Annotated in this window: 14 protein-coding genes and 1 other RNA gene; 8 read left to right on the forward strand and 7 right to left on the reverse strand. The window is 37.3% G+C overall.

What is annotated here, in order from left to right:
- Positions 1 to 155 precede the first annotated feature (155 nt).
- On the reverse strand, positions 156 to 1,001 hold the full coding sequence (locus WD048_04850; protein ID MEX0811525.1) for a nucleoside phosphorylase: 846 nt from the start codon (positions 999 to 1,001) through the stop codon (positions 156 to 158).
- Between the two features lie 487 nt (positions 1,002 to 1,488).
- Here WD048_04850 and WD048_04855 point away from each other — a divergent pair, with 487 nt between their 5' ends.
- Positions 1,489 to 2,349 carry a universal stress protein gene (locus WD048_04855; GenBank protein MEX0811526.1) on the forward strand — a complete coding sequence of 287 codons (861 nt, stop codon included), beginning with the start codon at positions 1,489 to 1,491 and terminating at the stop codon, positions 2,347 to 2,349.
- 139 nt (positions 2,350 to 2,488) lie between these two features.
- On the opposite strand, the gene WD048_04860 is transcribed toward WD048_04855, so the two are convergent.
- From WD048_04860 to WD048_04875, 4 genes are all read right to left on the reverse strand, one after another.
- On the reverse strand, positions 2,489 to 3,079 hold the full coding sequence (locus tag WD048_04860) for a thymidine kinase (protein MEX0811527.1): 591 nt from the start codon (positions 3,077 to 3,079) through the stop codon (positions 2,489 to 2,491).
- A gap of 189 nt (positions 3,080 to 3,268) precedes the next feature.
- On the reverse strand, positions 3,269 to 4,324 hold the full coding sequence (locus tag WD048_04865; protein MEX0811528.1) for an OmpA family protein: 1,056 nt from the start codon (positions 4,322 to 4,324) through the stop codon (positions 3,269 to 3,271).
- A gap of 118 nt (positions 4,325 to 4,442) precedes the next feature.
- Positions 4,443 to 4,826, reverse strand: a complete 384-nt coding sequence (locus WD048_04870; protein ID MEX0811529.1) for a DUF3276 family protein — start codon at positions 4,824 to 4,826, stop codon at positions 4,443 to 4,445.
- A 75-nt stretch (positions 4,827 to 4,901) separates the two neighbouring features.
- Entirely contained in the window at positions 4,902 to 6,692 is a 1,791-nt protein-coding gene (locus WD048_04875; protein ID MEX0811530.1) for an ABC transporter ATP-binding protein, read from the reverse strand.
- A gap of 306 nt (positions 6,693 to 6,998) precedes the next feature.
- On the opposite strand from WD048_04875, the gene WD048_04880 reads away from it, so the two are divergent.
- The 7 genes from WD048_04880 (at position 6,999) to ffs (ending at position 11,830) form a co-directional block, all read left to right on the forward strand.
- The gene (locus WD048_04880; protein MEX0811531.1) at positions 6,999 to 8,111 is read left to right on the forward strand and encodes a Glu/Leu/Phe/Val dehydrogenase; all 1,113 of its coding nucleotides are present in this window, start codon (positions 6,999 to 7,001) and stop codon (positions 8,109 to 8,111) included.
- Between the two features lie 57 nt (positions 8,112 to 8,168).
- On the forward strand, positions 8,169 to 9,068 hold the full coding sequence (nusB, locus tag WD048_04885; GenBank protein ID MEX0811532.1) for a transcription antitermination factor NusB: 900 nt from the start codon (positions 8,169 to 8,171) through the stop codon (positions 9,066 to 9,068).
- Between the two features lie 78 nt (positions 9,069 to 9,146).
- On the forward strand, positions 9,147 to 9,686 hold the full coding sequence (locus tag WD048_04890; GenBank protein MEX0811533.1) for a DUF1573 domain-containing protein: 540 nt from the start codon (positions 9,147 to 9,149) through the stop codon (positions 9,684 to 9,686).
- A gap of 14 nt (positions 9,687 to 9,700) precedes the next feature.
- Positions 9,701 to 10,009 carry a preprotein translocase subunit YajC gene (gene yajC / locus WD048_04895; GenBank protein ID MEX0811534.1) on the forward strand — a complete coding sequence of 103 codons (309 nt, stop codon included), beginning with the start codon at positions 9,701 to 9,703 and terminating at the stop codon, positions 10,007 to 10,009.
- 11 nt (positions 10,010 to 10,020) lie between these two features.
- Entirely contained in the window at positions 10,021 to 10,962 is a 942-nt protein-coding gene (locus WD048_04900) for a YbbR-like domain-containing protein (GenBank protein MEX0811535.1), read from the forward strand.
- Between the two features lie 44 nt (positions 10,963 to 11,006).
- Positions 11,007 to 11,606, forward strand: coding sequence for a dephospho-CoA kinase (coaE, locus tag WD048_04905; protein ID MEX0811536.1), 600 nt, complete (start codon positions 11,007 to 11,009; stop codon positions 11,604 to 11,606).
- A 125-nt stretch (positions 11,607 to 11,731) separates the two neighbouring features.
- Positions 11,732 to 11,830: signal recognition particle sRNA small type (gene ffs / locus WD048_04910), an RNA gene on the forward strand.
- Between the two features lie 6 nt (positions 11,831 to 11,836).
- Here the strand turns inward: ffs and mnmD are convergent.
- Positions 11,837 to 12,511, reverse strand: a complete 675-nt coding sequence (mnmD, locus tag WD048_04915; GenBank protein MEX0811537.1) for a tRNA (5-methylaminomethyl-2-thiouridine)(34)-methyltransferase MnmD — start codon at positions 12,509 to 12,511, stop codon at positions 11,837 to 11,839.
- Positions 12,498 to 13,136: a rhomboid family intramembrane serine protease gene (locus WD048_04920; GenBank protein ID MEX0811538.1), complete on the reverse strand. Its 639-nt coding sequence runs from the start codon at positions 13,134 to 13,136 to the stop codon at positions 12,498 to 12,500. The genes mnmD and WD048_04920 overlap by 14 nt, the downstream gene beginning before the upstream one ends.
- Between the last annotated feature and the right edge of the window lie 160 nt (positions 13,137 to 13,296).

The raw sequence follows: 13,296 nt of genomic DNA on the forward strand, positions 1-13,296 counted from the left end.
GCACAATAAAATCAGGCTGTTTGGAAATTTTAGCATAGCATCGCTATGGTGAAATTGAAAACAGCAACGAAGTATCTGATTTTGAAGTGATTTCATGCTGCAATACTTGCCTGCTGCAAGCAGGGATTTCCTAATGCATATTCTGGGTTGAACATCTATTGTGATGTTAGCTTTTCCAGAGTGTTCTGTATCAGCAGGTCAACTGTAGCCTGGGGATTTTTTGAGAAAGTACCCGCTTCGCGATTGGCCAATATGGCATTTAAAGAAAGCGCCTTATGCCCCATTAAATGGGCTAAACCATATATACCGGCAGTTTCCATTTCAAAATTGGTGACTGCCATTTCATTGATTTTCACAGAGCGGAGCTTGTCCAGTATTTGGGCATCTTTTGCTTTTAACCTGAGACTCCGACCTTGCGGGGCATAAAACCCCGGGCAGGTAGCAGTTATACCGCTATGCATTCCAGAAAATTTATTGAGCAAATTTTGGTCGGCTTCAAAGAAATAGGGCAGAATCGGCAGTTCAACTCCAATATCCGGTTTATTCTTTTTATCAATTTGATAATAATGCATGAGGCTGTCTAAACCCAACCCGGCAGCAGAAGCGACAAAAGTATCTACAGGTATAGAGCGGTGCAAACTCCCGGAGGTGCCAATTCTGATGATCTTTAATTGTTGGAAATCCGTTTTTATGGTTTTTGTGTCAAAGTCAATATTGGCAAGCGCATCAAGTTCATTGAGTACTATATCAATATTGTCAGTGCCAATACCTGTGGAAATAACACTCATTCTTTTTGTTCCGATATAGCCCGTATGTGTCACAAATTCACGATGCGCTTTTTTGAACTCAATGCGGTCAAAATATTTGCTCAGCATTTCTACCCGATCGGGATCGCCTACCGTGAAGATTAAATCAGCAATTTCTTCTGGCCTTAGTTGTAGGTGGTAAATTGATCCATCCGGGTTCAATATCAATTCTGAATCTTTAATGCTATTGTTCATTTTTTGAAAATCAGTTAATTATATTAATCATAATCAGCGTGGGCTAATCAAATGTTTGCCCAGAAATTTAGATTGCAAATTGGACAATTTTTATTAGAAAATGATTTTTGACCTCAATCAAATAGTCAACTTGTTGTTTGCCAATTAATTATATTGATTTATAGCCGAATGCATAAATCAGATTTATTAATGTATTTGTAAAAAATATTTAGCGAAATTTTCTATATTGCCTAAGTTCAAATAGCAAGTGGTCTTTGGAAGATAATATATTGACACTTCAATATCACGGAAAATGGGTGGTTTAGAAGCTCAGTTTTACCTCTCTGAAAATCAAAGAGGTTGGGGGCGATGCAGAGATTTATTTTGAATAAACTCTGGTCATTTTATTAATCTCCTTTTTTTGTGATGTAATTTCCCTTCTTTTCGGAATATACTGTATTCTATCTTAGCTTTGCCCTGCAATTTTATCAAAATCAATTAGTATATAGTGAAACTCAAAATTGACAAGATATTAGTTCCTACTGATTTCTCCCCACTTTCATTAAGTGCGCTGCATTATGCGGCAGCCTTGGCACGGCACTCCAATGCAGAGATTATTCTCTATCATGTGATTGAAACCTATATGCAAAATACTTTTCTGGAGGAGATCATCAATATCGATAGGATCATTGAAGATGCTGTCAATAAAAAAATGGAGGAGATCAAATCTGATAATATAGATCTCTGGGGCATCAAGATTACTGCACGAATTGGAAAAGGAAAGATATACAGGCAAATTTCTGACTTTCAAAAAACAAACAATATCGACCTGATTATAATGGGGACACATGGCTGGAAAGATGTTGATTTAAAACAAAAACATATTCTTGGCTCTAATGCCATTCGGGTTGTTAGTGGAACAACAGTGCCTGTTATAACATTCAGGACGCCAATTGAGGAAGTCAGGCTTAAAAAAATTGTATTGCCACTTGATATAACTAAAGAAACTGATCAGAAGGTGTTGAGTGCTATGAAGCTGGCACGTGTTTTTGATGCTGAAATTCACCTGGTTTCTATTTCTACATATTTTGATGAATTGCGCTTTAAAAGCAGCTATCTCAAAGAGCAATTGAACAATATTGCTGATAAGGTAAAAGATGTTGGTATCCCTGTGCAAATAAAAATGATCCGACACGAGAATGTGCCCAAAGCCATAATGGATTATTCCAAAGAAATTGATGCCGATTTATTGATGATCATGACACAGCAGGAGGTTTCAAAATCCGATTTTTACAATTTGGGCAGTAGTGCCAGAAAAGTGATTGCAGAAAGTAAGGTCCCGGTTTTTAGCATTCGCCCCGAGCGTTGATCTATGTAAGATGTAAGAAATGGAAAATGTGGGATGTGAAATGGAAAGGTTTGCAATACATATACAGGGCACTGCCTTCTCTCCTTCAAAAGCCAAGCGAATAATGTGGCCTTAGGTTTGCTTATTCTATATCTGCCTTTTATTTTTCTTCGGTCTTACCAACAGCTTTTACGAAAGCTTCACGGGAAAGGGGCTCGTAGTGTTCTTTTTCTCCAAGTTGGACCAGGTCTTCACTGGCTGTGATGCGGTGAGAGAAATTCGCCAACTTACCTGTTTTTACACATATTGCATGTACTTTGGTTACATATTCTGCTATTGCCAATAGGTTGGGAATAGGGCCGAAGGGTTTTCCTTTAAAATCCATATCCAAGCCCGCAACTATCACCCTGATGCCGATATTGGCCATTTCATTACAAACATCAGGCAATTCTTCATCAAAAAACTGGGCTTCATCTATGCCCACAACTTCAGCATCGCCAAACTGCAGGAGTATATCGCGAGAGCATTCAACCGGAAATGAATCTATGGAATTGGCATCATGACTTACCACTTCTTCTTCGTGGTAGCGATTGTCAACCTTAGGTTTAAAGATTTTTATTCTTTGTTTGGCAAATTGAGCGCGCTTCAGTCGCCTGATGAGTTCTTCTGTTTTTCCGGAAAACATTGATCCGCAAATTACTTCTATCCACCCAGTTTCGCGCTGTGGCTTTCCGGTCATTTCCAAAAACATACATCAATTGTTTAGTTGAACAGGAAATTTAAAAAGATTGTAAGGAAATTTCTCTATTTTCCCAATGCTTTATCTTTTTTTGTTTTCAGGCTTTTCTGGTTTTTGAAAATTTTATGGGGCTGATTATAATATGCCTTTGCCTATTAAGCTGAGCGCTTATATAATTATAGAACTCAGGTTATTATTGAATTACTCTATTATTTTCAGCTCAATTCTCCTGTTTAATTTTTTGCCGGTTTCAGTTGAATCTTCTGAAAATGGACGGGATGCTCCATAGCCTTTTACCTGAATTCTATCTGAATCAATTCCATTGTTAATAAGGTACTGTTTAACCTCATTTGCTCTATTTATTGAAAGTTCGAGATTGTATACCGAATTGCCATCATCATCAGTGTGTCCTTCAATCAGGATTTTCACATCAGCTTTGTTATGCAGCCAGTTTTTAATCATGTTTAATTCAGGTATTGATTCATCTTTTAGTCTGTAAGAGGCTTTTTCAAAATAAATGTTTTCAAGGTTGAAGGTTTCCCCAGTGCTTAGTTTATCCATATTTTCGAGCCCATCTTCTTTGGCTGTGGGAATTAATGGTTCGACAAGTACATCATCAATCAATAGCAATGAAACACCTTTCCCTTTTCTGTCCAGCATAATCATTTTAGTTTCCCGCTGCGGCTTGAAATTGCCAATATGAAAAAATAGCTCTCCACCTTGTGCAGTGAGTGTATCTGAAAGCAGTACCCAGGTATTTGTTTGTGTAGGTAAATCTTTTTCGCCCCACTCGATATCAGGAGGTGTATTTAAGCAGTTATCGCCAAATATATTTTGTTCATCGTTGGTGAATCTAATGCCAACTGAAGCGGGCAGTGATTTACTTCCAATTTTTGCAGCTACCCAAAATTGCACCAGGTATTTTTTATCAGCTTCTAAGGCTGAAATCAATCTTCCTTGTGGATATTCCCAATGAGATCCACTAATGGAAGTTTGAGCATGAGAATAGCCTGAATGTGAAAATTGAGTATGGTTGAAAGACAAAAGATCAGGAGTGCCGCTTGTTGCAGGATTCCAACCGTAAGAGTTGCTTAAATTGATATCCCAGTAAAAATTGCCGTAAAATACGCTGTGGTAATGATAAGTCACTACATTGGAATCTATGTATATTTCAAATCCCGGATTTACAACTAAGTTTTGACTGTATGTGCTATAAGATAATAGAGAAAAAAGACTTATTGTCGCTAATGCTTTCATAGTATGAAATTACCTATGCTTTAGCTTCTAAAATCAGAAAACACTTCTTGAAATATTTTGAAAGGACTAAAACAATGAACTACTGCATAAACTGGGTTAGTTTCCTGGGTGCGATTACTTAATCCTCCCACTTAGGTTCATCAGTAGATTTTTTATCATTATCAGAAGCATCTTTGTTTACAGGTTTCTTATACTCTTCAGATTCATCTTCAAAATCGTGATTGAACTCATCAAAATCGTATTCAGGGAGCAGTTCTTCCTTGATATGATTGACCGTATCAGTCATTGCACTTAAGAATTTGTTGAAATCTTCCTTGTATAAGAAAATTTTGTGGCGTTCGTACCCATCATCATTAAAGCGCTTTTTGCTTTCCGTAATGGTAATAAAGTAATCGTTGGACTTTGTAGTCCTTACATCAAAGAAATAAGTTCTTCTTTTGCCGGCTCTGATTACTTTTGAAAACAGTCCTTCTTTGTTCTTGGAATTATTGTCTTGCTCCACAGTGATTACCCTTTAAATACCATTTGAATAAGTACATTCACGCACAATTTAATTTATTTTGAAAAAAAACAAAAATTAAGTGCTTTGGATTTTTTCTTCTTCCTGCTGATGTTTATACATTTCATAGTATTTGCCCTTGCTTGAAATCAGGCTTTTATGTGTGCCAGACTCAATTACAGCTCCATCCTCAAGTACAATAATTTTATCAGGATCGAGCAAAGAAAAAATTCTATGTGTAATAATAATAGCCGTTTTATCCTTTAAAAAATCACTAAGTGTGCTTAAAATGACTTTTTCAGTATTGGCATCTACAGCAGAAAGGCAATCATCCAGAATGATCAATTGAGGATTTTTGGCAAATGCACGGGCAAGCGAAATCCTTTGTTTTTGCCCACCGGAAAGCGTAACTCCCCGTTCACCCACAAGTGTATTATAGCCACGTGGCAATTCCATGATTTCATCGTGAATAGAAGCCCGTTTGGCAGCCTCTTTTACCAGTTCAATATCCGAAGTTTCCAGGCCAAAGCTGATGTTGTTTTCTATAGTATCTGAAAATAGAAAAACATCTTGTGGCACATAAGCTATTTGAGCGCGCAAGGCATCTAAATTTAAATCTTTAACAGGTGTTTTATCAATTAATATTTCACCGGAAGTGGCATCGTACATCCGCATCAGCAATTCAGCAACAGTGGATTTTCCAGAACCTGTTTTTCCGACCACGGCCATTTTCTCCCCCGGCTTCAACTCAAATTCAATATCTCTCAAAGCCCTGATCCCCGTATCGGGATAGGTAAAAGAAACATTTTTAAAGGCAATAGCTCCCTTCAATTGAAATGCAGATGGATTTTTAGAAGAAATTTCGGGGGGGGTATCCAAAAATTCATTGATCCTCTTTTGTGAAGCAGCAGCACGTTGAATAATGCTGGCTACCCAACCAATACTTGTTACCGGCCAGGTGAGCATATTTACATAAATCACAAATTCAGCAACATTTCCCGGTGTAATCACACCCTGAATAACCTGAATCCCGCCAATATATATGGTTAAAATTGTGGAAATTCCAATCAGCATAAGCATCATAGGAAAAAAGAAAGCTTCTACTCGTGCAAGTTTCAAGGCCTTTTCTTTGTACTCCTCACTCTCCTTATCAAAAAAACCGAGTATCTGTTTTTCCTGCACAAATGATTTTATAACTCGAATTCCTGAATAAACTTCTTGTGCCTCAGTTGTTAGTTTAGAAAGTTTTTGCTGAATTGCTTCACTGCGTTTATTAATCAGGTTATTGATATAATAAATGCTTATGGACAAAATAGGGAGCGGTGTAAGCACATAAAATGTCAATTTGGGATTTACCGCTATCATTGCACTAATTACCAGCACAAACAGCACCACAAGATTGATACTGTACATAATAGCCGGACCTAGGTACATACGTACTCTTGACACGTCTTCAGAAATACGCGACATTAAATCACCCGTATTGTTTCTTCGGTAAAATGCAGTAGATAAAAATTGATAGTGTCGGTAAATTTCATTTTTAAGATCGTACTCAATAAACCTCGACATCACTATAATAGTCTGGCGCATAAAAAACATAAAAAGCCCTTTGAGCACTGCCAGAAGTAAAACTATAAGTCCGAAAAACATCAGTGCTGTGCCAAATACACTATAAAATTCCTCCTGGATTGAGAGTCCGTTAAAAAGCCGGTAAAAACCAATGTTTTCCTTTACAAGGTCAAAAGAATAACGAATGATACGTGGAGACAAAACACCAAAGTAATTGGAAACACTAACAAACAGTATCCCCAATAAAAGACGAAATTTATACTTCCTAAAGTATTTATTAAAAAAGAAAAGGTGCTTCATGATTTTACAATTCAACTACCCTAACAGCAGTGCCAGGGATTCTGTTGGCTTGATTTTTAAATTTAATTAGTGAATCAAGCTTCATGCGCTATTCAAAAATGATTAGTTTTGCAGTGCAATTTGATTCACGGAGCTTATTGCAGAATAAGGTTTCGCAAATTTGGCGAATTTATTTTGTTCTTTTTTAAGAAGCTAAACTCTTGACAGTAGAAAATCATTTTATTAATGAGTGGAAATTAAAGAACAAATAAGTTTAACACTTTATTCCTCATAAGCTTTTATTAAATCCAGGGCAAAATCAAAACTATGCAGACAGCTTCGGAAAATCTTACTTCAGTCCAACAAACTAACGGTCTTTTTGATCAATTAAACAATTATGAACACGAGCAGCTTGTTTTTTGTCAGGACAAGGCCACAGGATTAAAATGCATCATAGGCATTCACAATACTACATTAGGGCCAGCGCTTGGAGGCACACGCTTTTACAATTACAAAAATGAAGCCGATGCCATAACAGATGTACTGCGGCTTTCACGCGGCATGACCTATAAAAATGCGATTAGCGGTATCAATCTTGGTGGTGGAAAAGCCGTGATTATTGGAGACCCTGCAAAACTATCCAATGAATTTTTGTGGCGTAGATATGGAAAGTTCATCGATAGTCTTCATGGAAAATACTACACAGCGGAAGATGTAGGCACAAGTATTCAGGATATGGAGTATGTCAGCCAGGAAACAGAATTTGTTGCCGGACTGCCCGATTTTCTCGGTGGTGGCGGAGATCCCTCTCCCGTAACTGCCTATGGAGTTTATCTGGGTATCAAAGCAGGAGCAAAAAAGAAATTCGGCAGTGATGATTTGAGCAAATACAAAATACTTGTAGAAGGTGTGGGCAATGTCGGCTCACATTTATTGAGTTATTTATCAAAGGAAAATGCCAAAATCTACATTTGCGATGTGAATACAGCAAAACTAAAAGCTGCTGCTGAAAAATATGGAGCAGAAGTAGTTGCACTTGAAAATGCCCTGGATTTGGATATTGACATTTACGCTCCCTGTGCACTTGGAGCAAGTATCAATGATGAAAGTATCAGCCGGTTAAAATGCGGGGTGATTGCAGGGGCAGCAAACAATCAATTAAAAAACGAGCAAGTTCATGCACAAATGCTTGTGGACAAAGACATTTTATACGCTCCTGATTTTCTGATCAATGCCGGTGGTGTGATCAATTGTTATGCAGAAGTAAACATCAAACCCTACAACAGGGATTATGCCTATCGCCTCACAGAATCAATATATGACAAAGCAATGTCTATATTCGAACAAGCAGAAAAATTAAAGATCACAACACACGAAGCAGCCTTCTTACTGGCTAAAAAAAGAATTCAATCTGTGGCGCAATTAAGGGCCGTAAGATAAAAAACAGAGCGCAAGTACTATATTATGTTAAGCCGAAGAAGTATCCGAATTAAAGTAATGCAAACTATTTATGCAACCGATCAGGGAGCAACACAAGACCTGTATTCAGCAGAAAAAGTGCTAAGAAAAAATCTGAAGCAAACCCTTGATCTTTTTTACTATCAGCTTTTGACAATATGTGAGATCACAGATTTTAGCCTGAAATATGCGGAAATCATCAAATCCAGGCATATAAAACTAGACCTCGAAGAACGCCACTACACCAAAATTGAGCAGCATCCTTTTGTGCTTGAACTCAAAGAAAATGAGCATTTCAACAATTATGTAAAAAACAACAAGCTCGCTAAGTTTATAGATGAAGGAATTATACGGGAATTGTTCAGGCAGTTGCACGAAACTGATTTTTATAAAAATTATATGCTCGAATCGGGTGAAGAAGTTGAAAAAGAGGTATTGCTGAAGTTGTACAAAGATGTTATGCTTACAAATGAACGTTATCAAGCTCACCTTGAAGAAAATTTCACCTATTTTGATGAAGACAACTCTTCTGTGAGGTACAGGTTGACTGATCTTTTAGAAACCCCTGAAAGTATGAAAAACAGTGTGTTTTTTGATCGTTTATACGACAAAAGTGACGCGGATTTTGCTATAGATTTACTGAACAATTACCGCAACAATCATCAGGATTTTGAAGCACTGATCAAACCACAGCTTAAAAACTGGGACATACAGCGTATAGCCCGGCTCGATATTATCCTTATAAAATTAGCTCTGTGCGAACTTTTACACTTTGATAATATCCCCGTAAAAGTAAGCATTAATGAATATATAGATATTTCTAAGCTCTATTCAACACCAAAAAGCCATGAATTTGTAAACGGAGTGATAGACCGGCTCAGAAAAAAACTTGAAAAGGAGAAAAAAATTAAAAAAAGCGGTCGGGGTCTGTTAAGTTAGGTTAACTTTACATCATACCTTTTGAAATCAATTTTTACTTTTTTTACCTTCACACCATAAAACAAAAACTAAAAACCAATGAAAAACCTATTATTATTAATCATGGCTGCATCATTAATCAGCTTTGTAGCATGCAACAATGAAAGCAGCAATTCAGAAGAAACTTCGGCCACTGAGGAAGAAACAACTGAAAAAGATCTTTCTACTGACTTGATTGACAACAATAATACCGCTTCAGAAACCGAAGCAGCTAAAGGTCCCACTACTGAAATCACTTTCGATTCTTACGATCATGATTTCGGACAGGTAGAAGCCGGAGATGTTGTTGAGCATACTTTTATGTTTACCAACACAGGAGAAAATGAATTGATTATTTCTGATGCAAAAGGATCTTGCGGCTGTACTGTACCTTACTATCCAAAAGAACCAATAGCTCCGGGAGAAACAGGTGAAATTAAAATTAAGTACGACTCTAAAGGTAAAAATGGTATGCAACGCAAAAATGTTACCATTACTGCCAATACTGACCCAGGGAAAACTGTATTAAATATTCAAACAGAAGTACTGGGCGATCCTAATGCACAACAACAAAGTATCCAGGTACAACCTGGTTCATAAATTAAAAAAATTACATGAACAATATAGTGTTATTACAAATGGGTGGGGAAGGCAGTGCCTTGCCCACTTTTATTTTCATGGGAGCCATTCTTTTAGTCATGTATTTTTTCATGATTCGCCCTCAATCGAAAAAAGCCAAGGAGCAGAAAGCTTTTCAGGAAAGCCTAAAAAAAGGGGATAGGGTGGTTACTGCCGGTGGAATACATGGAAAAGTGGATAAGATTAGTGACGATACCGTTACTTTGGAAGTAGATCACAACAGCAGAATTACTGTGGAAAAATCTGTAGTTTCTTTTGAATACAGTAAAAACCAGAATCAATAAGTTAAATTATTTTGAAAAATAAAAAGGGGAATTTTTTTTCCGGAAATACAGCTATACTTATCAAATGCTTGGGTATAGCTGTTTTGTTTTTCATTCTCACCAAATTGTCTAAAACTTATACAGCCACAGTACCTTTCAAAGTCAACTATACCTCTTTTCCTGAAAATCGCCTGCCTGCAATCCCGCTTAACAATGAAATTGAAATCACGGTAAAAACTACGGGTTTCAATTTGCTAAGTGCCATGATCCTGCAAAACAATGAAATTGATATTCCGCTTGATAATTTCCAGAATCAAAGTTTAATCCGCACCAATGAAAATCTCGCTTTTATCAACAGTTCGCTGAAAGAAGGTTATGAAGCAATTCATATTCGACCGGATACCCTTCCGCTTCATTTTTCAAAAAAAATCAGCAAAACAGTACCTGTCAAACTTATTGCAGACATCAGTTTTGCCAATCAATATGATGCTGTAGAAGAACTCCTTATCCAGCCTACTTCAGTTAAAATTATTGGTGCTGAACCCGTGGTAAACGAAATTTCTTTTTGGCCTACTGATACATTAATCCTGAACAAACTAAAAGAAACAGCTGAAGGTTATATTCCCCTTAAGAATCCTGACTCAATTCAAATAGTTACCGAACCTAATACAATCAAATATTTACTGGTTGTGGAAGAGTTCACTGAAGGGGTAGTTACTGTTCCTGTAAAATTGCTCAACCAACCCAAAAACACTGAAATCATTATTTTTCCTAAAAAAGTAGAATTGCGCTACCAGGTAGGCTTAAGCAATTACGAGAAATCAAAAGATGAGTACTATGAAATTACAGCCGATTTTAAAGATGTAAATCTCTCCGAAAAAAAATCCATTGATCTGAAATTGGAATCCGCACCACTTTACATCAAAAAATACAAAATACACCCTGAAAGTGTGGATTTTATTATTTACAAATAAAATGAATGATAAGCCAGTAAAGGGGAATAAAAAACAATTAAGGAATGCTTAAAGTAGGAATTACGGGTGGAATTGGCAGCGGAAAAACAACGGTCTGCAATATCTTCAAATCCATTGGCGTGCCGGTTTACAATGCAGACAAGCGGGCAAAGGCATTGATGGAAACAGATGAAGCGTTAATCGGGAAAATCAAAGGCCTTTTTGGAAATAATATCTACAATGACAAAAACCTCAACCGAAAGCAATTGGCTGAAATTGTATTCAATGATGCTGAAAAATTAAAAGCACTGAATGCACTTGTTCATCCCGCTGTAGGTAAAGATGCATTGCACTGGCAGGAAAAAATGGAAAAGGACGGCCATCCCTACACACTTAAAGAAGCTGCTTTACTTTTTGAAACAGGCAGTTATAAGGCACTGGATAAAATTATAGTAGTTGATGCACCTGAAAAACTGCGCATTCAAAGAGTGATGAAAAGAGATGCTGTTAGTGAAAAAGAGGTGCGGGCAAGAATGGATAAACAATGGCCGCAAAAACGCAAAAATGAGCTGGCAGATTATATCATTCATAATGATGGTGAAAATGTCTTGATACCTCAAATAAGAAAACTACACAAGCAATTGATAGAAATTGCAAAAAGATGAATTGTTTTTCTGCATGCTTATACATTGTTATATAAATAATATACAGGCTTAATTAAAAGCTATAGAATCAGGGAAATTTTCTAAAAACACTTTTGCAGGCAGCAAATAAAGCTTACCTTTGCACTGGGCAAGTCTTACACGACCAGCTCCTGCTGAATCCCCCCAGGACCGGAAGGTAGCAAGGGTAGGTGGTTGAGCGGTGCGATGTAAGTAACTTGCCTATTTTTATTTCAGGGTTTATGCGCTCTTGTCATCTCTCTTTTTCCGGGCGGTCCCGGAATGGATTCTACTTTAAAACCTACAGCTTTCAATGTTCTTTTCACCACTCCTTTGGCACAATATGTAACCAATATACCACCTGGTTTTAATTGCGCATACATTTTTTTAAATACAAAAGCTTCCCACAAATCGGGCTGTGCACTTGGAGCAAATGCATCAAAATAGATCAGTTCTGCTTTTTCACCAATGGCATAGTCCTGCAGTTTTTCTGCTCTTTTCAGTAAAGTGTAATTTTCATTGATAACACTTGTTTTGCCCCATGCTGCCCGATGCAATTCTATAAATGCCTTTTGCTCACTTTGGTCTGCAATTAAGCCTTCTGCAATGCATTGGGCTTCTTCTATATCAAGTGGATAAGCTTCTATGCATTCATAGCGGATTTTTAGCTTGTTATCTGTGGCAAATTTTTGGCTCAGCCAGGCATTGATGCCAGTTCCAAATCCCATTTCAAAAATGTTAATGTTTCTGAAGCCTTTTTTTTGCAGTTCATGGAGTCCCGCTTGAATAAATACATGTTTTGATTCTTGCAATGCACCGTGAACAGAATGATAATGTTCATCCAGTTCAGGCACAAATAGGGTAGGGCTTCCGTCTTTAGTAATTACCTGATGTCTATTTTTCTTCATCTTCCGGGATGTACTTGTATTCAAATTCATTATCTTCTTCAGCGGTGTACAATTCTACTTCCGGTTTTGGTCGATCCGTATTTCTATAGATAAAAGCCAGAACAATACCCGAAACAGCACCCGCCAGATGCGATTCCCACGAAACGCCAAATTGATTGGGCATCAATCCTTCTACAATTCCACCGTACAAAAAGAGTATAATAAAACTCAGTGCATAAGAGCGAATGTCTTTTCTGAACACTCCGCTGAAAAAAATAAAAGAAGCCAGCCCATAGACAATACCACTGGCTCCAATGTGGTAGGAGGGACGGGCAAAAAGCCAAACAAGAATCCCCACAAGGAATACCAGGATAAGAATCACTCTTTTGGAAATGCGCGGATAAAAATAAAAGGACATGGTTCCCAGAAAGATCAGGGGAAAACTGTTTGAACTTAAATGTTCCAGGCTACTGTGAATAAAGGGAGCCGTTATGATTCCTATCAAACCATTCAGGCTTCTTGGGTAAAGCCCGGCAGAAACAAGATTAATGTCCATTATCCAGGAATTGAGCATTACCAGCCACATCAGCCCTACAGCTTGTAATGGAATACGCAGTGAAGTTTTAAATTTTTTATTGATTTTCATTGAAACTTTTAGGCAGTATAATTTTTGTGGAGCATTCTACTCAAATAAAATGTTAGGTACTCATCGGCTTTAACAAACACTTTCATTTAAATGTTGTGTCTAATTATAATGCGAATCAAGGGTTGGATATCAACAAAAAAGATGTTGATATAATTCTGTG

The organism is Chitinophagales bacterium, assembly GCA_040877935.1.
Taxonomy (GTDB): Bacteria; Bacteroidota; Bacteroidia; order Chitinophagales; family CAIOSU01; genus JBBDNB01.

Coding starts and splice junctions, on each gene's coding strand:
- yajC (MEX0811534.1), top strand. CDS start 9,701: ATGAACAATATAGTGTTATTACAAATGGGTGGGGAAGGCAGTGCCTTG.
- WD048_04920 (MEX0811538.1), bottom strand. CDS start 13,136: ATGAAAATCAATAAAAAATTTAAAACTTCACTGCGTATTCCATTACAA.
- WD048_04850 (MEX0811525.1), bottom strand. CDS start 1,001: ATGAACAATAGCATTAAAGATTCAGAATTGATATTGAACCCGGATGGA.
- WD048_04865 (MEX0811528.1), bottom strand. CDS start 4,324: ATGAAAGCATTAGCGACAATAAGTCTTTTTTCTCTATTATCTTATAGC.
- WD048_04890 (MEX0811533.1), top strand. CDS start 9,147: ATGAAAAACCTATTATTATTAATCATGGCTGCATCATTAATCAGCTTT.
- WD048_04880 (MEX0811531.1), top strand. CDS start 6,999: ATGCAGACAGCTTCGGAAAATCTTACTTCAGTCCAACAAACTAACGGT.
- coaE (MEX0811536.1), top strand. CDS start 11,007: ATGCTTAAAGTAGGAATTACGGGTGGAATTGGCAGCGGAAAAACAACG.
- nusB (MEX0811532.1), top strand. CDS start 8,169: ATGCAAACTATTTATGCAACCGATCAGGGAGCAACACAAGACCTGTAT.
- mnmD (MEX0811537.1), bottom strand. CDS start 12,511: ATGAAGAAAAATAGACATCAGGTAATTACTAAAGACGGAAGCCCTACC.
- WD048_04860 (MEX0811527.1), bottom strand. CDS start 3,079: ATGTTTTTGGAAATGACCGGAAAGCCACAGCGCGAAACTGGGTGGATA.
- WD048_04875 (MEX0811530.1), bottom strand. CDS start 6,692: ATGAAGCACCTTTTCTTTTTTAATAAATACTTTAGGAAGTATAAATTT.